Origin of the sequence: Aquimarina algiphila, assembly GCF_947494415.1 — a bacterium.
Taxonomy (GTDB): domain Bacteria; phylum Bacteroidota; class Bacteroidia; order Flavobacteriales; family Flavobacteriaceae; genus Aquimarina; species Aquimarina algiphila.
In genome coordinates this window covers 289814-308551 of record NZ_CANLVC010000004.1, presented here as the reverse complement: position 1 = coordinate 308551, position 18738 = coordinate 289814, and the positions used below count along the sequence as shown (strand labels likewise).

Sequence of the window (18738 nt, the reverse complement as noted above, 5' to 3'; positions counted from 1 at the left end):
AAAGAGTACAAAAAACAGTCATTAATTACTTATTTTAGTACCCGCAGAATATATGCTATGATATTAGTTACAGGTGCCACAGGTTTAGTAGGAACTCATCTATTGGTTAGATTAATAAAGGACAAACAGTCTGTACGTGCACTATACAGAACCGAAGCCAAAAAAGAGCATGCTAAAAAAGTGTTTTCCTCATATTTCTCTGAGGAAGAAGAACACCTATTCGAAACTATCCAATGGGTACAAACTGATATAAGTGATATCCCAACACTTACCGAGGCTTTTGAAGATGTCACTCATGTGTATCATTGTGCAGCTAAAATTAGTTTTAATCCTTCTCACTATAAAAAATTACGAAAAGCCAATATTGAAGGTACTGCTAATATTGTAAATCTTTGCCTAATACAAAACGTAAAGAAATTATGCTATGTGAGTTCGATCGCAACCCTGGGAGAAAATATATCAGGTGCTGCTATTGATGAAAATGCAGAATGGAACCCCGAAGTTCCTAATTCGGTATATGCCATTACCAAATACGGTGCAGAAATGGAAGTCTGGAGAGGCGTACAGGAAGGACTGGATGCTGTGGTCGTAAATCCAGGAATTATTATCGGACCAGGTTTTTTTAATAGTGGTAGCGGATTTCTATTCAAAAGAATCCATGCCGGGATGAAATATTATACCACAGGAATAACGGGATATGTAGATATTGAAGATGTGATCAATATCATGACTCGACTTATGAATAGTACATTTACAAATCAACGTTATATTCTTGTTAGCGAAAACATAAGCTACAAAAGTGCCTTTTCTATGATTGCTAAAGGACTACAGAAGTCTATCCCTAGGAAAAAAGCTACTCCTTTCTTAATGAAAATAGCATATCACGCACAGCGTATCAGTCATTTTTTCTTTAGAACAAAACGATCTGTATTTCTATCGTCAATACGCAGTGCATTCTCTAATAGCTACTATAACAATGATAAGATTAGGACAACATTAGACTATGATTTTATCACGATGGAAAAAAGCATACAAAAAACAGCTACTTATTTTCTGAATCAGGAGTAACTCGCTTTTTCTTAGCCATTTCAATTTCATCTTCGATAAGAAGATCTTTAGTATTGATCAATTCGTCTTCGATCTTCAACGTATCTAAACTCTTCTGTATAGAATCTTCTATTTTTTTAATAGAGTCTTCCTCCTTTTTTAATGCTTCAAACTTAGTTCTTTCTTTTTCAAGTTTTGTTTTCACTCTTTCAAAAAGAGCTTGATATCTTTTCATATCACTGGTATACCAAGTGTTGTTTTCTGCAAAAACAATACTATCAATATCATATTTCCTAAGAATAAAAGCTTCAGGATTAATACTGTCCTCTACAAATGTTTTTCTATTTGATGATTTTGCTGCTTTTATAAAAGCAATATCCGATAGGATGTCAACCATACGATCTTCATCTATTATTATTTTTGGCTTTTCAGCTTTATCCAAACTCTGACATGCAATACAACATGTCAGAAAAACTATAGCATATATTAGGTTTCTAATCATCTATCAAAAGTTAATCGTTGTGCATGTCGCACCTCATAAAATTTAAAATTTTTGTATACTAGACTTCCGTTTACAAAAGTATGTGTGATTCTTGATTTAAACGTAGTTCCTTCAAAAGGAGACCATCCACATTTATAAGCAATGTTATCCTTGTTTACAGTCCAGGGAGCGTTTAGATCTACTAAGACTGCATCTGCATAATATCCTTCTTTAATATATCCACGTTTCTCGATCTGGAATAATATTGCGGGATTGTGACACATTTTCTCCACAATTTTTTCTAAAGTTATTTTACCTTGATGATAAAATTCTAACATTGCAGGAAGTGCATGCTGCACCAAAGGACCTCCTGAAGGAGCTTTGGTATACACATTATCTTTCTCTTCTATAGTATGTGGAGCGTGATCTGTAGCAATGACATCAATTTTATCTTTCAATAGTGCTTTTAACAAAGCATCTCTATCTTTTGATGTCTTTACAGCTGGATTCCATTTAATTAATGTCCCCTTTTCTTTATAATCAGCATCAGAAAACCATAAATGATGAATACAAACCTCGGCAGTAATTTTCTTTTCTTTTAACGGAATTTTATTGGTAAATAACGCTAATTCTTTTGCTGTAGAAAGATGAAAAACATGTAATCTTGCTCCAGTTTTTTTTGCTAATGCTATAGCTTGAGATGATGACAAATAACATGCTTCTTCACTTCTGATAGTTGGATGAAGTTCAATAGGAATATCATCTCCGTATTTTTCTTTATATTCTGCCGTATTTTTTCTAATTGTTTCTTCGTCTTCACAATGCACTGCGATCAATAAATCTGTAGATGAAAATATTTTTTCTAATACTTCTGGATTATCTACTAACATATTTCCTGTAGAAGACCCCAAGAACAATTTAAGTGCTGCTACTTTTTTAGGATCGACCTTTAGAATTTCTTCTAAGTTATCATTAGTCCCTCCAAACATAAAAGAATAATTTGCGTAACTTGTTTTTGCAGCGATTTCAAATTTTTCTTCGAGTTTTTCTATGGTAGTGGTCTGAGGATTGGTATTAGGCATTTCTATAAAAGAAGTAATCCCTCCGGCAATAGCTGCTCTGGATTCTGTTTCTATATTTGCCTTATGTGTCAATCCAGGTTCTCTAAAATGCACCTGATCATCTATTACCCCTGGTAATAGATATTTTCCTTCGGCATCAAAAATATGCACATCAGGTGATTTTGCACTTATCTGTGGTGCAATTTCCTTAAAGACACCATTTTCTATATATACATCTCCATTAAAAACATTTCCTTCATTAACAATGTTGGCATTTTTAATAAGTACATTCTCCATGATCATATTTCGTAACGATTAAATAAGCTGTTAAATTTCATTTTTATAACTCCAAAAACTGCTTCGGAAATAATTCCTTTACTCATTTTTGAAGCCCCACGTGTTCTATCTGTAAAAATTACAGGAACTTCTTTTATTTTAAATTTTAATAAGTGTGCTTTAAATTTCATTTCTATCTGAAAAGCATATCCCACAAATCGAATTTTTTTAAGATTTATTTTCTCCAATACCTCTCTTTTATAACAGATAAATCCGGCAGTTGTGTCATGAATATCCATTCCTGTTATAAATCGAACGTATTTTGAGGCTCCCCAAGACAATAAAACTCTACTCATTGGCCAATTTACTACATTGACTCCGGTAACATACCTAGATCCTATAGCAATATCAGAAGATCCTTTTGCACAAGCATTATATAACCGTATGAGGTCATTAGGGTTATGAGAAAAATCGGCATCCATTTCAAAAATATAAGCATAAGATCGTTCTAATGCCCACTCAAAACCTGCTATATATGCGGTTCCCAATCCAGATTTCACCTCTCGTTCTAGTAAAAAAAGAGATTCTGGATATTCTAATTGTAGTTCTTTTATCTTGGCAGCAGTTCCATCTGGAGAATTATCATCTACGATCAAAATGTGAAAATCACGCTGAAGCGAAAATACATTTCTAATGATTCGCTCCACATTCTCAATTTCATTATAGGTAGGGATTATGACTAATGCGTCCACCATCTAGGCTATTTTTCAGGCAAATATAACTAAATAATTACTAGATATTTTCTTGTTTTTATAAGTTAATTGATCGTAATTTTACCCCTGAATACAATATGGAATATATTTTACGCGAAATAACACCTACCAACTGGCTTACCATTTTAATTATGGCGTGCCTAATGCTCCTAGTGACAGCCAAGGGTGTGAATACCCTACGGTTTTCTGATTTTATCATGTTACTTGGCAATAATAAATATATTATATCTAATCAAAAACAAAATAAACTTTCATCCTTATTTAACGCAATCTTGCTTTTATTTCAGGTAGTTTCGGTATCGTTGTTTATATATTTATGTTTTGATGTCTTTAAATGGAATGTAGCTCCCAATGAAATTACATTATATTTTAAAATTGCAATCTTATATACGGTTATCGTTGTTTGTAAGTTATTAATAGAAAAAATTATTGCCGCTATTTTTTCTATTGATTCTATAATTGATGAATATTTATTTTACAAAGTATCCTATCGCAATTTTATGGGTGTCATCCTATTACCTGTCAATATCATATTTATATATGCTGTACATCCTTCTAAAATTGCTTTTATAATACTATTGATTTCACTGTCTATTCTAAACATAATTGTGCTCGTTTCCTTTTATAAGAAAAACGAAAATGTTATTTTAAACTACTTGTTTTATTTTATTTTGTATCTTTGCGCACTTGAAATCGCACCCTATTTTATACTATATAAGCTTATTAGTAATTAGTAGGACCTTTACAAAAAGAAAGAATATATATGAAAGTGAAAACAATTTTGGTCTCACAGCCGGAGCCTAAAGTGGAAAATTCACCTTATTTTGATTTAGAAGAAAAGGAAAAGGTAAAAATTGACTTTATCCCCTTCATTCATGTAGAGGGAGTTGATGCAAAGGAAGTAAGATTGCAAAAAGTAGATTTATCACAATACACTGCTATTATTCTTACTAGCCGTAACTCTGTTGATCATTTCTTTAGAATAGCTGAAGAAATGCGCTTTAAGGTTCCTGATACACTTAAGTATTTCTGTCAAAGTGAGGCTGTAGCCTATTATCTTCAGAAATATGTGGTATACCGCAAAAGAAAGATTTACGTGGGAAAACGTACTTTTCAGGAATTATCCCCACTAATCAAGAAGTATAAAAACGAAAAGTTCTTATTACCTTCTTCCGATAAGTTAAAACCCTTAATTCCAGACACTTTAAATAATCTAAAAGTAGATTGGAAACAGGGGATTTTTTACAAAACTGTGGTAAGTGATCTTTCTGATCTAAGAGATGTATTTTACGACATTTTGGTTTTCTTTAGTCCTTCTGGAATACAGTCATTATTTGAGAATTTTCCAGATTTTAAACAAAACGATACTCGAATTGCTGTTTTTGGTAACTCAACGGTAAAAGCTGCAGAAGAGCATAATTTGATTGTTAATATTCAAGCTCCTACACCAGAGACTCCGTCAATGACAATGGCGCTTCAGAAATATATCAAAGAAGCAAATAAAAAATAACTAGAGTTTTAATCTTAAAGACACATATCTCTAGGTTAAGATAAAGTTATTCATTAAAATAAAAAGGTCTGAAAATTAATTTTCAGACCTTTTTATTTTAATATTAGTATTCTTTTCCTTTAAAAAGAGTAACGCTGTGGACCTCCTCGTCTAATTTCTTCGTTAGCATAAGCTTCGAATTTTTTGAAATTCTCTCTAAAAGCATTTGTTAACTTAAATGCAGTTGTGTAATACGCTTCATCATCATTCCAAGTAGCTCTCGGACTCAACACACTTGTAGGAACACCAGGACACTCTCTTGGTTGCGCTACTCCAAATACCGAGTGAATGTGATATTTGTCGTATGAATATGTTCCTAAATCTCCGTTTAACACTGCGTTTATCATAGCTCGAGTATACTTCAGTTTCATTCGGGTTCCTACACCATAAGACCCTCCAGTCCAACCTGTATTTACAAGCCACACATTTACACCAGTATCATTCATTTTCTTAATTAACATCTCTGCATATTTAGCAGGATGCAACGGCATAAATGGTGCTCCAAAACATGCAGAAAACGAAGGTGTAGGCTCTACAATCCCTGCTTCTGTACCTGCTACTTTTGCAGTATATCCAGACATAAAATGATATGCTGCCTGACTAGGTGTTAGCTTAGAAATCGGAGGAATTACTCCAAAAGCATCAGCAGTCAAAAAGAATATATTCTTTGGGTTTTTACCAATAGAAGGTTTCTGTATATTTTCAATATGATGAATTGGATAGCTAACTCTGGTATTTTGAGTAATTGACGTATCAGCAAAATCTACAACACCGTTATCGCCAATGATTACATTCTCAAGAATTGCTCCTTTTTTAATTGCTCTATATATTTCAGGCTCTTTCTCTTCGGCAAGGTCAATAACTTTTGCATAACACCCTCCTTCAAAATTGAATATGGTATTTTCTTTAGTCCACCCATGCTCATCATCTCCTATCAATTTACGGTTAGGGTCTGTAGATAATGTAGTTTTACCAGTACCAGAAAGACCAAAAAATATAGCAGTATCTCCATCTTCTCCTACGTTAGCAGAACAATGCATAGGAAGCGATTCCTTATATACAGGTAAAATAAAATTCAACGCAGAAAAAATACCTTTTTTAATTTCTCCAGTATATCCTGTACCTCCTATTAATGCAATCTTTTTTTCAAAATTTAATATCGCAAAATTGTGTTGGCGCGTACCATCTACGGCAGCATCTGCCATAAAACCTGGTGCATTAACAATTAACCATTCTGGATCAAAATCTTTTAACTCCTCATCTGTTGGCCTCAAAAACATATTATACGCAAACATATTTGACCAAGGATACTCGTTAATCACACGTATATTTAATTTATACTCGGGATCTGCACAAGCATAGCTATCACGCACAAAAACCTCTTTTCCAGAAAGGTAGTTTGTTACCTTATCGTACAGTGCATCAAATGCATCTGGATCAAAAGGAATGTTGATATCTCCCCACCACACTTTGTCTTGTGTGATCTGATCTTTAACAATAAAACGATCCATAGGAGAACGACCAGTAAATTCACCAGTGTTAATTGCCAGTGCGCCTGATGACGTAATCTTTCCCTGACCTTTTTGCACTACTTCATCCTCAAGATCTTGAGGTGATAATTGGTAGCGCATTGTAGCATTTTCAATACCGTAATGCTTTAACGAAAACGTTTTCGTAATTGGATACAGTGGTTCCATAAAAATATGTTGTGTTTTGTTATGTACGTGCAAAATTATAAATAATAATCACACCAACCGATAAAAAATCATTTAATCTTAACTAACGAAATTATAAAGAAAATCCATCCAAGAATTAACAAAAAACCTCCTAAAGGTGTAATAAAACCAATACTTGACAGAGAAACTCCTAATACTTCATCTATCACCAAAAGGTATATTGACCCCGAAAAAAGGGTTATTCCCCCCAGAAATAAATAAAAAATTCTCTTTTTGGAAGTAGAACTCAAAATAGTCATATTTCCTAAAATCAAACACACAATCGCATGATACATTTGGTATCTGACTCCGGTAGTAAAAGAATCAATACTTTCTGCGTTCACTAATTTCTCCAATCCATGAGCTCCAAAAGCTCCCAATAACACCGCAAGCAATCCCATCACACACCCCGTAATCAAAATTGTTTTATTCGTAGATATTTTATTCATAATTGACTATACTAGCTATTAAATTTTAAAATTTAGACACATTTTTATCAAAAACATAATTAATCCGTCAAAATTGAGAACCTACTTTTTACGGTATTTACTACATTCGTATCAAAGTTATTAAAATATCATCAGGTATGCGAAAGATCTTAGTTATTGGTGCAGGTAAATCTACAGCGGTATTAATTAAATATTTTCAGGATAAATCTATTACTGAGAATTTATTTATAACGATAGGTGATATTTCTGTTGAAAATGCCAAAAACTTGGCAAATGATCACCCAAACACCAAAGCAATTCTTTTGGATGTTTTTGATCAAACTTCTCGTCAAAACGCTATTCAAGATGCTGACATTGTAGTTTCTATGCTTCCTGCACGTTTTCATATCGAAGTTGCAAAAGATTGTTTGACGTTTAACAAATGTATGGTTACTGCCTCCTATGTAAGTAAAGAGATGCAAGAACTCGATACTGAAGTTCGAGAAAAGGGATTGATTTTCATGAATGAAATTGGGGTAGATCCTGGTATTGACCATATGAGTGCTATGCAAGTTATAGATCGCATACGTAACCAAGGAGGAAAAATAATTCTATTTGAATCCTTTACAGGCGGGTTAGTAGCTCCCGAAAGCGATACTAATCTTTGGAATTATAAATTCACCTGGAATCCCCGTAATGTAGTAGTAGCTGGGCAAGGTGGAGCAGCAGAGTTTCTTCAGGAAGGCACATATAAATATATACCATATCATAAATTATTTAGAAGAACAGAATTTTTAGAGGTTGAAGGTTATGGTCGTTTTGAGGCATATGCAAACCGAAATTCATTAAAATACCAGAGCATCTATGGATTAGAAGATATCTTAACCCTTTATCGAGGGACCATAAGAAGAGTAGGGTTCTCCAGAGCCTGGAATACCTTTGTGCAATTAGGCATGACTGCTGATGATTATACTATTATGAACTCTGAGCATATGAGTTATCGAGATTTTACGAACTCTTTTTTAGCCTACTCTCCTTCTGATTCGGTAGAATTAAAACTTCGTCATTACCTCAAAATAGATCAGGATGACATCATGTGGGATAAGCTTCTAGAGCTTGATCTTTTCAATCCTAATAAAAAAATTGGAATTCCAAATGCAACACCAGCGCAAGGACTTCAAAAGATTTTGATGGACAAATGGACACTGGATGACGGTGATAAGGATATGATCGTCATGTATCATAAATTTGGTTATGAGTTTAATGGTCAACAAAAACAAATAGATGCAACTATGGTAAGCACTGGTGAAGATCAAACATATACTGCTATGGCTCGAACTGTGGGACTCCCTGTTGCAATGGCCACCCTGCGCATACTAAACAAACAAATTTCTCTTACAGGTGTTCAGATACCTATCCATGAAGAAGTATATGCTCCCATACTTAAAGAGCTTGAAGAGTACGGTATTATATTTAAAGAAAAAGAACGTGACTATCTCGGTTATAATCCTGATGGAGTAAAAGGATAAATCACATTAGTAGTATAGAAAGGAAACCTACATAACAAAATATTACAATAAAATATATTTCAACTTTACACATCCATCAATTTTACAAAAAATACATGCTTTTGCATTTCAATTAAAAAGCATTAATTGCGTTTTTAATTAATATCTGTAACTTTGTATATTATGAAAAATCAAAATTCAACTTTGAAAATTGATGGAATTGATAAAGAAATCCTACGTAATCTTATGGAAGACGCACGAAGGCCTATTCTTGAAATCGCAAGAAAAGTTGGTATTTCTGGAGCAGCTATTCATCAAAGACTGCGCAAATTAGAAGCCTCAGGGCTTATCGCAGGGTCAAAGTTTGTTATAGACCCCAAAGTACTTGGATACAAAACCATGGCTTTCGTTGGAGTATACCTGGACAAAGCCGTAAGCAATCCTAAAGCCGTAAAACAACTGCAAGAAATTCCTGAAGTAATTGAATGCCATTATACCACAGGAAATTGGTCTATTTTTATTAAAATCTTATGCAAAGATAATGAGCACTTAATGAATGTTTTAAACAAAGATATCCAGGCAATAGAAGGAGTATCCAGAACAGAAACTTTCATATCACTGGATCAGCAAATTGATAGACAGATTAAAATATAATCAGACCTTACCCGTCAGAAAACAGATAAGATCTGATCCATAAATTACTTAATCTCTTCTACCTAAAAAAATGGAAATAAAATAGAGTAATGTGGCTAACGAACCTAAAGCAGCAACCAGATATGTTCTAGCTGCCCATTTTAAGGCATCTTTAGAAGCAGCATGCTCTTCTCTAGTTACCATATTTGTCTTTTCTAACCAAGCCAGCGCTCTATTACTTGCATCATACTCTACAGGTAATGTTATAAATGTAAATAAAGTAGTCACTCCAAAGAGCAAAATACCGACTAAGAAAATAGTATTTCCAAATACCATCCCTGAAGCAGATAAAACTAATCCTGCCATAATGACCAAGTTAGAGAGCTTACTAGAAATCCCTACTGCTGGTACTATTTTAGATCGCATGGTTAACCAACTATAGGCAGTAGCATGCTGTACAGCATGCCCACATTCATGAGCAGCAACAGCGGCAGCGGCGGCATTACGTTGATTGTATACTCCTTCACTTAAATTCACTGTTTTATTCAACGGATTATAATGATCCGTTAACATTCCTGGTGTCGAAATTACTTTCACATCTCGTATCCCATTATCGTGTAACATCTTTGTCGCAATTTCTGCTCCGCTCATTCCATTTTGCAAATGAACATTAGAATATTTCTTGAATTTACTTTTAAGTTTATTGCTTACATATGAACTCACAAGAAATATAATCCCTGCAATGATATAATATCCCATCATAATTCAATACTTTTTATACTTATTAATACGGGTACATAAAATACAAAAACCTCGCCAAAATAGCGAGGTCTTTGTTTAAATAAACTTGAGTTAGCCAATAAATCGAGTCTACTTTAAATATCCATTCACATCCTCTAGAGGAAGGTTAAAAGCTTCTGATATCGCAGGATACACTACGTCACCGTTAATAACATTTAGTCCTTTTTTAAGTGGTTCATTCTCTGCACAAGCCTTTTTCCAACCCTTATTTGCCAATTGTATTGCATATGGCAAAGTGACATTAGTTAATGCCAAAGTTGAAGTATATGGCACAGCTCCTGGCATATTTGCCACAGAATAATGCACTACATCGTCAATAATATACACTGGATCCTGGTGAGTTGTAGGTTTTGTTGTTTCAAAACAACCTCCTTGATCAACCGCCACATCAACTAATACAGTTCCCGGACGCATCTCCTTCAGCATATCTCGGGTAATTAATTTAGGTGCTTTAGCTCCCGGTATTAATACTCCCCCAATAATTAAATCTGAAGTTTTTATATGTTTACGAATATTATGTTCGTTAGAAAATTCTGTATTCACATTAGCAGACATTACATCATCAAGATAACGTAATCTCTTTATACTAATATCCAAAATTGTTACATCTGCACCCATTCCCGCTGCCATTTTTGCTGCCTGTGTCCCAACAACTCCACCTCCAAGTACCAACACCTTTGCTGGTGCCACTCCTGGAACTCCTCCTAAAAGAATCCCTATACCTTTTAACGGTTTTTCAAGATATTTTGCTCCTTGCTGAATAGACATACGGCCAGCCACTTCACTCATCGGAGTTAATAACGGCAAACTACGATCAGGATCTTCAACAGTTTCATAAGAAACACAAACCGATCCACTATCAATCATAGCTTTGGTAAGAGGTTCACTAGATGCAAAGTGAAAATATGTAAATACTAATTGATCTTTTTTAATCAATGTATATTCCTGCTCAATAGGTTCCTTTACTTTAATAATCATCTCAGCAGTTTGATACACCTCTTCAATGGTAGGCAACATTTTACCTCCAGCTTTGGTATATTCTTCGTCCTCAAAACCACTTTGAAGACCAGCATTTTGCTGAATGAAAACAGTATGACCATGTTTAACAAGCTCCATAGTCCCGGCAGGTGTAAGACCTACTCTGTTCTCGTTATTTTTGATTTCCTTAGGAACACCAATTATCATATTCTTATTTTTTGGTCGAAAATAGCTGTTTTTATGAAATAAAACAATAAAAGATACCCTAAAAATATTTTATCAATAATTTTACTAGGTTATCACTTTATTTGTTAAAAAACAAGAAAAATTGAAAATTTATATTAGTTTTTATATCGATACTTAAAATAAAGCAATAGAAATCCTGATATCGCGGTTATGAAATTCGCTAAAATGATGGGTACACTATTGATTAAAAAACCATAAATAAGCCAACAAAGCACTCCAGTGACAAAAATATACAACATTGATAATGATAAACTATCAGTAGATTTTGTTTTCCAAGTTTTGTAAACCTGTGGTAAAAAAGCAGTTGTGGTTAATATTGCTGCCACTAATCCTAAGATTTCTATTGGATTTATCATAATCTAAAAAAAAGAGTACACTTCGACAGGCTCAGTGTACGATTCTACAAATTCTCATAACAACACTAACCCTTCAAGAGCCTTAGAATTCGACAATAAAGGCAGGTTAAAACTCTCGTCAATTATTATTAAAGTTACTTATCCAACCACATTAACAATCTTACCAGGAACAACAATTACCTTTTTAGGTGTTCGTCCATCTAGTTGTTGTTTCGTTTTTTCATGTCCCATCACCTCGGCCTCGATCTCATCTTTACTTAAATCTAAAGACAATTCTAATGTAAAACGTGTCTTACCATTAAATGAAATTGGATATTGCTTTGTACTTTCTACTAAGTGCTTTTCTTCGAATATTGGAAACGCTGCAGTAGCAATAGATTCACTATGCCCTAGTTTTTGCCATAACTCCTCGGCAATATGTGGTGCATAAGGAGAAACCAGTATTGTCAATGGTTCTAATATCACTCTCGAATTACATTTCTGAGCAGTTAATTCATTCACTGCAATCATAAAGGTACTTACTGAAGTATTAAAACTAAAATTCTCAATATCTTCTTCTACTTTTTTAATGGTTTTATGTAAGGTCTTAAGACTATCTTTGGTAGGTGATTCATCAGTTACATTAAAAACATCTCCATTATGATATAATTTCCACAATTTTTTCAAAAAAGAATGCACTCCAGTAATTCCAGCAGTATTCCAGGGCTTAGCCTGTTCTAGCGGTCCTAAAAACATCTCGTACAATCGTAAACTATCTGCACCATATTGCTCGCAAATACCATCTGGGTTCACTACATTATATTTGGATTTGGACATTTTTTCTACTTCGCGACCAACAATATATTTTCCATCTTCCAGAATAAATTCTACATTTTTATATTCCGGCCTCCACTTTTTGAAGCCTTCCAAATCTAATTCATCTGAAGAATTTACTAAAGAAACATCAGAATGTAGTTTTGAAACAGTAAAACCTAATCCATCAATTATATTTTCAAATTTTTTAAAGGTTTTTTTTAAACCATCATATAATCCTGGATAATTAGTATGAAAAACTCCCTTCTTATCCTCTGGAATTAATTCTTTAAAAGGATGCTCTTCAAAATATTTAAATGAAGCAAATACTTTTCCATCGTATTTTTTTATAAAGTCTTGAATTTGATTTTTTTCTGAATCATTAAAAAACTTTCCTTCTAATACATTAGCAACGTTTTCAGAAAAATCTTCAAAAACTAATCTATATACAAAAGCACTAGTTCCCAAAATCATTCCTTGATTAATTAGCTTCTTCGCAAACTCATCAACAGGAACATAGCCGTGATCAAACAAGAATTTTTGCCAGAAACGAGCGTATAACAAATGACCCGTTGCATGTTCGCTTCCGCCAATATATAAGTCTACCTCTTTCCAGTAGTTAATCGCTTCCTTAGAAAATACCTCATCTTCGTTGTGTGGGTCCATATATCTATTAAAATAGTAAGAACTTCCTGCCCAACCCGGCATTGTATTTAACTCTAAAGGAAATACATTAGTATCATCGATTAAATCGTTAGACACCACTTTATTATTCTTAGCGTCCCAAGCCCAAACTGTAGCGCGACCTAATGGAGGCTCTCCAGTTTCTGTAGGTAAATATTTTTCTACTTCGGGTAATGCGATCGGTAAATGCGCTGCATCAATCATTTGTGGCATGCCATCTACATAATATACCGGGAATGGCTCTCCCCAATACCGTTGACGACTAAATACTGCATCACGTAGTCGGTAATTAATTTTTCCTTCTCCCTGACCAATCTTTTCTAACTCATAAATAGCAGTTTTTGTTGCTTTTTTATAGTTTAAACCATTTAAGAAATCAGAATTAGCAATGATGGTATTTTCCTTATCGGCAAATGCTTCTTCAGAAATATCAACTCCTTCAAAAATATTAGGGATATCGATTTCAAAATATTTCGCAAAGTCATAATCACGCTGATCCCCACATGGCACAGCCATTACAGCTCCTGTACCATACCCCGCCAATACATAGTCTCCTATCCAAATCGGCACAGACTCTTTGGTAAAAGGATGTTCGGCATATGCACCGGTAAACACTCCACTAATGGTTTTTACATCAGCCATACGCTCACGTTCGCTACGTTTTGCTGTAGCTTCTACATAAGCTTGTACTTCTTCTTTCTGCTCAGAAGTAGTTATCTTTTGAACCAATTCGTGCTCTGGAGCCAAAGTCATAAAACTAACTCCAAAAATAGTATCTGGCCGTGTTGTAAATACCTCTATAGTAGCCTCATGATCCTTTACATTAAAAGTTACACTTGCACCTTGAGATCGTCCTATCCAATTGGTCTGAGAATCCTTTAGCGGTTGTGGCCAATCAATCGTATCTAATCCATCTAATAATCGTTGTGCATACGCAGAGATTCGCATACTCCATTGCGTCATTTTTTTACGAACCACAGGATACCCACCACGTTCTGAAACTCCGTTTACAATTTCATCATTTGCCAAAACAGTTCCTAATTGCGGACACCAATTTACTTCGGTTTCTGCTAAATAGGTCAACCTATATTTTAACAATACCTCTTGTTTTTCTTTTGATGAAAAACCATTCCAACCTTCTGCTGTAAATGGTTCTACATCTTCATCACAAACTGCATTTACGTTTGCATTCCCTTCTTTAGTAAAAATAGCTTCGAGATCAGTAATTACTCTCGCTTTATCCGCATCCTTATCATACCAGGAATTGAAAAGTTCTATAAAGATCCACTGGGTCCATTTATAAAACTTTGGGTCACTGGTTTTAACTTCTCTACTCCAATCAAAAGAAAACCCAATTTTATCTAATTGCTCACGATAACGTGCTATATTTTCTCTGGTTGTAATCGCCGGATGCTGACCCGTTTGAATGGCATATTGTTCTGCTGGCAACCCAAAAGAATCATATCCTTGCGGATGCAAAACATTAAATCCTTTATGACGCTTATATCGCGCATAGATATCACTTGCTATATATCCTAGTGGATGACCAACATGCAATCCTGCTCCTGATGGGTAAGGAAACATGTCCAAAACATAATATTTGGGCTTTTCGCTGTTATTTTCTGCGTTAAACGTTCCTTTCTCTGCCCAATATTTCTGCCAATTGGCTTCAATAGTATTAAAATCGTAGCTCATTCCTCTAAAATTAAGACCGCAAATTTACAATTTTATGTGAGTTTACTACTCTTTTTTGTTTTAGTTTTTAGCACTTCTCGCCTTTACCTCCATAGGCTGTAAACATCTGTAGGTAAATCCATTTATAGGTGTGGATATCCCTAATTTTATCCCTTCTTTTACTATAAAACCATTAAAATTATCTAATTCTGATGGTCTACCTTCTATAATATCTCGTTGTGTAGAGGCTGTAGAATCATAAGGTTGCTTGCTAATAAAAACCATTATTCGGTCTACAAGGTCTTTTGGTAAGTTTACGTTTTTGCCGGTACCAATTTTATAAATTTCGGTTGCCGTTTGCTCTAAAAGCTCTTTGACATCTGGGTTTTCATACATTTCTCCAATTGTAGCCCTAGTTAACGCTCCCAGTCCGCTAACCGTAGCAATAAACATAAATTTGCTCCATATATCTACTTCAATATCTTCTGATATTGTATTCTTAAAACCAGCTTTATCAAATATTTCTTTTATGTTTTGAAGACGATCTGTTTTGCTTTTATCTAATTCTCCAAAAACAACTTCTGGAGAATGACCAAAATGAGAAATAACACCTGGAGCTTCTATTTTACTGTAAATCCTGCACAATCCTCCCAGAACATATTTTTTATCCAATACAGCACATACTTTTTCTGCATTATCAGCTCCATTTTGTAATGGTATCACCACCGTATTCTCTTTTAGAATAGGCATTATCAATTTTGCTGCTTCGGCTACTTGCCAGGACTTGGTACAAATCAATACCAAATCTGCTTTTTCCAAAGTATCAATATTATCGGTTACCAGGAACGGATGAGTTACAAAATTACCATCGATACTCTTTACTTGTAAACCATTTTTGCGAATAGCATCAAGATGCTTCCCTCTGGCTATTAATGTTACTTTTTGACCTGAATTGGCTATTTTACCTCCAAAATATCCACCAACACCGCCAACTCCTATAACTACTATATGCATATTTAAAATCAATTATATAAATAAGATTGTATTCAAGTATACGTTATTCTTATATAAACCAAAGTTAATTAAAATACAAAACAGAATAAAGACTCCCATTCTACAACAGGATTAATTCGATTAATTTATTTTAAAATGTGCCTCATTTTATAATAAAAAATTATAGATCCCGTGCTGGAACAGGATTAATTCGATTAAGGTATTCTAAAAATGTACTGCATTTTAGAATACGAAGTCTCATTAACTTTATTATTTTTACCAGAAAATTAGATTATCTATGAGTTCATCTTTTGAAAAATACCAAAAACGACGACTAATTTCTTCTTATTTTTCTGTAGTTATTAGTATATCGTTAGTATTATTTTTATTGGGCTTATTAGGACTATTGGTTTTAAATACAAAAAAAGTTGCTGATCACTTTAAAGAGAAAATCGCACTTACAATTTACCTAAAGGATACTGCCAAAGATGTTGAGATAAAACAACTTGAAAAGACTCTAGCATTAGCAGAATATACCAAATCCACCACGTTTATTTCTAAAGACGAAGCTGCAGAAGAGCATAGCAAGGATATTGGAGAAAATTTTATGGATTTTCTTGGATATAATCCACTTCAGAATTCAATTGACGTATATCTAAAAGCTGATTTTGTGGATCAGGCCAAAATTGAGGAAATCAACGCATCTATTGTCAAGAAAGATTTTGTAGATGAAGTAATTTATGACAAACCCTTGATTTCGCTACTTAATGACAACATAAAACGAATCAGTTTCTGGGTATTACTCATTAGTGGTGTTTTTACATTTATTGCGGTTCTGCTTATTAATAGTTCTATTCGTCTGTCGGTATACTCCAAAAGATTCATCATTAAAACTATGCAAATGGTTGGAGCAACAAAAAAATTCATTCGCAAACCCTTTGTCTGGAAAAGTGTTCGGTTAGGCATGATAGGAGCTTTTGTTGCCTTAATTGGAGTTAGTGTTGTTCTATATTATCTTAACAAAACCTTTCCCGAATTAGCACTACTGGATGATGAAATTCTACTTGTTATTTTGTTTGCTGGTGTTTTTGGAATTGGAATACTTATCACATGGATCAGTACTTTCTTTGCTACACAACGATTTTTAAACCTAAGAACTGACGAATTATATTATTAATACCAGATACTAATGGGCCCTATAGAATGGAATGTTGATCCTGAAATTGTAACGTTGTTTGGTGTTTTTCCTTTACGTTATTATGGTCTTTTATTCGTCACTGGTTTATTACTAGGCTATGGTCTTGTGAAAAGAATATATAAATCTGAAGGTGTCCCTACAGAAAATCTTGAAAAACTATCTACCTTTCTTTTTATTGGTGTATTAGTAGGAGCAAGGCTCGGGCACTGTCTATTTTATGACTTTGCCTATTTCTCTCAGCATCCACTAGAAATCTTTCTTCCATTTAAAATTACAGATGACAACTGGCATTTTACTGGTTTTACAGGATTAGCCAGTCATGGAGGTACTATTGGTGCAATTCTAGCAATTCTATTGTATTGTTATAAGAGTAAAACATCTTTACTCTGGGTTATGGATAGAGTAGCTATTGGCGCTCCTATTACTGCAGCATTTATACGGTTTGGAAATTTTATGAATTCTGAAATCTACGGAAAGCCAACAGAAAGTAACTATGGTGTTATATTTATGAGAGACGATATGATCCCAAGACATCCTACCCAATTGTATGAAGCCTTTTCTTATCTTATTATTTTTGGGATATTGTGGTACTGCTACAAAAAAACTGATCTAATACAACATAAAGGATTTATTCTAGGTCTATTAATGGCCTCCTTATTTTCGGCAAGATTGCTACTAGAAGTTTTTAAAGAAAATCAAGTTGCATTCGAGGATGAAATGATGTTAAATATGGGGCAATTATTAAGTATTCCATTTATAGGGATAGGAATCGCTCTAATAGTGATGAGCAGAATGAAAAACAAACCTCCAATATTCTAAACAATGAAAAAAATTGCTAAAATATGGTTTTCGATTGTTTTGATAATATTTATTGGATTTATGGCAGTAGTGATTCAAACATTCCGCCCTGTACGTGATGTTCAACCTGATGATGTTATGAAGATTGAAGGAATTGTGGACGATCTCCAAGAGGGCGCAGGTTTTGATATCGTTATTACTCTTAAAAATGATCATCATCACTATTATATTAACAGAGGATTACAACACAATATTGATTTAGATCAATTGCGTTCTAATATTCTAAATAAAAAAGTTACTTTGTTTGGTATTAAAAGATGGACTATATTTACCCGAGATAGCAACATGGGACATATTTCTAAGTTAATGATTAATAACGAAGTGATATTTAACGAAATTAATAACGATACACATGAAAAAACAAGCTACTAAAAACACTCCTTTTACACCTGATTATGTTTTTGGAAAGAAGAACTATGTCGTGATGGCTATTGGAATCGCTGTTATCGCTCTGGGTTTTATTCTTATGGCAGGAGGAGGAAGTGATGACCCAAATGTTTTTAATCCCGAAATCTACAACTTCAGAAGAATACGATTGGCTCCAACCATTGTTTTAATTGGTTTTGGAATTGAAGTATATGCTATTCTACTAAATCCTGAAAAGCAGAAAAAATAGTAATACGAATAAGACATCTAAATTCCGGCGGTAATTATATATTTGCATCAAATTTAAGAAAACCGAAAATC

The 18738-nt window shown here is 33.9% G+C and carries 19 protein-coding genes; 9 read left to right on the top strand and 10 right to left on the bottom strand.

Annotated features, from left to right (window positions below):
• Positions 1 to 57 precede the first annotated feature (57 nt).
• Entirely contained in the window at positions 58 to 1068 is a 1011-nt protein-coding gene (locus PQF96_RS08030; protein ID WP_271765694.1) for an NAD-dependent epimerase/dehydratase family protein, read from the top strand.
• Here the strand turns inward: PQF96_RS08030 and PQF96_RS08025 are convergent.
• Genes PQF96_RS08025 through PQF96_RS08015 form a run of 3 tightly spaced genes read right to left on the bottom strand, consistent with a single transcriptional unit; the run spans position 1043 to position 3620 of the window.
• Positions 1043 to 1549 (bottom strand): DUF4296 domain-containing protein, encoded by a 507-nt coding sequence (locus PQF96_RS08025; protein ID WP_271765693.1) that lies wholly within the window; start codon positions 1547 to 1549, stop codon positions 1043 to 1045. The genes PQF96_RS08030 and PQF96_RS08025 overlap by 26 nt on opposite strands.
• Positions 1546 to 2886, bottom strand: a complete 1341-nt coding sequence (locus tag PQF96_RS08020; protein ID WP_109434374.1) for a dihydroorotase — start codon at positions 2884 to 2886, stop codon at positions 1546 to 1548. Before PQF96_RS08020 ends, PQF96_RS08025 begins: the two co-directional genes overlap by 4 nt.
• Positions 2887 to 2888: 2 nt before the next feature.
• The gene (locus PQF96_RS08015) at positions 2889 to 3620 is read right to left on the bottom strand and encodes a polyprenol monophosphomannose synthase (protein WP_143918635.1); all 732 of its coding nucleotides are present in this window, start codon (positions 3618 to 3620) and stop codon (positions 2889 to 2891) included.
• 95 nt (positions 3621 to 3715) lie between these two features.
• On the opposite strand from PQF96_RS08015, the gene PQF96_RS28640 reads away from it, so the two are divergent.
• Complete coding sequence (locus PQF96_RS28640; RefSeq protein ID WP_109434376.1) at positions 3716 to 4372, top strand: DUF4271 domain-containing protein; 657 nt, start codon at positions 3716 to 3718, stop codon at positions 4370 to 4372.
• 29 nt (positions 4373 to 4401) lie between these two features.
• The gene (locus PQF96_RS08010; protein WP_109434377.1) at positions 4402 to 5148 is read left to right on the top strand and encodes a uroporphyrinogen-III synthase; all 747 of its coding nucleotides are present in this window, start codon (positions 4402 to 4404) and stop codon (positions 5146 to 5148) included.
• Positions 5149 to 5267: 119 nt separating this feature from the next.
• Here PQF96_RS08010 and pckA read toward each other — a convergent pair whose 3' ends face one another.
• Both pckA and PQF96_RS08000 read right to left on the bottom strand, forming a co-directional pair.
• The gene (gene pckA / locus PQF96_RS08005; protein WP_143915799.1) at positions 5268 to 6884 is read right to left on the bottom strand and encodes a phosphoenolpyruvate carboxykinase (ATP); all 1617 of its coding nucleotides are present in this window, start codon (positions 6882 to 6884) and stop codon (positions 5268 to 5270) included.
• 68 nt (positions 6885 to 6952) lie between these two features.
• Positions 6953 to 7351: a DUF423 domain-containing protein gene (locus PQF96_RS08000; RefSeq protein ID WP_271765692.1), complete on the bottom strand. Its 399-nt coding sequence runs from the start codon at positions 7349 to 7351 to the stop codon at positions 6953 to 6955.
• Between the two features lie 137 nt (positions 7352 to 7488).
• Here PQF96_RS08000 and PQF96_RS07995 point away from each other — a divergent pair, with 137 nt between their 5' ends.
• Together PQF96_RS07995 and PQF96_RS07990 are read left to right on the top strand one after the other, a co-directional pair.
• The gene (locus PQF96_RS07995) at positions 7489 to 8859 is read left to right on the top strand and encodes a saccharopine dehydrogenase family protein (RefSeq protein ID WP_109434380.1); all 1371 of its coding nucleotides are present in this window, start codon (positions 7489 to 7491) and stop codon (positions 8857 to 8859) included.
• 162 nt (positions 8860 to 9021) lie between these two features.
• Complete coding sequence (locus PQF96_RS07990; RefSeq protein ID WP_271765691.1) at positions 9022 to 9492, top strand: Lrp/AsnC ligand binding domain-containing protein; 471 nt, start codon at positions 9022 to 9024, stop codon at positions 9490 to 9492.
• A 48-nt stretch (positions 9493 to 9540) separates the two neighbouring features.
• On the opposite strand, the gene PQF96_RS07985 is transcribed toward PQF96_RS07990, so the two are convergent.
• The 5 genes from PQF96_RS07985 to PQF96_RS07965 form a co-directional block, all read right to left on the bottom strand.
• The gene (locus PQF96_RS07985; protein ID WP_109434382.1) at positions 9541 to 10233 is read right to left on the bottom strand and encodes a zinc metallopeptidase; all 693 of its coding nucleotides are present in this window, start codon (positions 10231 to 10233) and stop codon (positions 9541 to 9543) included.
• Between the two features lie 108 nt (positions 10234 to 10341).
• On the bottom strand, positions 10342 to 11457 hold the full coding sequence (gene ald / locus PQF96_RS07980; protein ID WP_271765690.1) for an alanine dehydrogenase: 1116 nt from the start codon (positions 11455 to 11457) through the stop codon (positions 10342 to 10344).
• A gap of 134 nt (positions 11458 to 11591) precedes the next feature.
• Complete coding sequence (locus PQF96_RS07975; protein WP_200825074.1) at positions 11592 to 11852, bottom strand: SemiSWEET transporter; 261 nt, start codon at positions 11850 to 11852, stop codon at positions 11592 to 11594.
• Between the two features lie 138 nt (positions 11853 to 11990).
• Positions 11991 to 15023 (bottom strand): leucine--tRNA ligase, encoded by a 3033-nt coding sequence (locus tag PQF96_RS07970; RefSeq protein WP_271765689.1) that lies wholly within the window; start codon positions 15021 to 15023, stop codon positions 11991 to 11993.
• Between the two features lie 60 nt (positions 15024 to 15083).
• A complete protein-coding gene (locus PQF96_RS07965) occupies positions 15084 to 16016 on the bottom strand; it encodes a ketopantoate reductase family protein (protein ID WP_271765688.1) in 933 nt (310 codons plus the stop codon).
• 277 nt (positions 16017 to 16293) lie between these two features.
• On the opposite strand from PQF96_RS07965, the gene PQF96_RS07960 reads away from it, so the two are divergent.
• Genes PQF96_RS07960 through PQF96_RS07945 form a run of 4 tightly spaced genes read left to right on the top strand, consistent with a single transcriptional unit; the run spans position 16294 to position 18667 of the window.
• Positions 16294 to 17172: a cell division protein FtsX gene (locus tag PQF96_RS07960; RefSeq protein ID WP_271765687.1), complete on the top strand. Its 879-nt coding sequence runs from the start codon at positions 16294 to 16296 to the stop codon at positions 17170 to 17172.
• Positions 17173 to 17184: 12 nt separating this feature from the next.
• Positions 17185 to 18012, top strand: a complete 828-nt coding sequence (lgt, locus tag PQF96_RS07955) for a prolipoprotein diacylglyceryl transferase (protein ID WP_271765686.1) — start codon at positions 17185 to 17187, stop codon at positions 18010 to 18012.
• 3 nt (positions 18013 to 18015) lie between these two features.
• Positions 18016 to 18423: a hypothetical protein gene (locus PQF96_RS07950; RefSeq protein ID WP_271765685.1), complete on the top strand. Its 408-nt coding sequence runs from the start codon at positions 18016 to 18018 to the stop codon at positions 18421 to 18423.
• Positions 18404 to 18667: a DUF3098 domain-containing protein gene (locus PQF96_RS07945; RefSeq protein ID WP_271765684.1), complete on the top strand. Its 264-nt coding sequence runs from the start codon at positions 18404 to 18406 to the stop codon at positions 18665 to 18667. Before PQF96_RS07950 ends, PQF96_RS07945 begins: the two co-directional genes overlap by 20 nt.
• Positions 18668 to 18738: the final 71 nt, after the last annotated feature.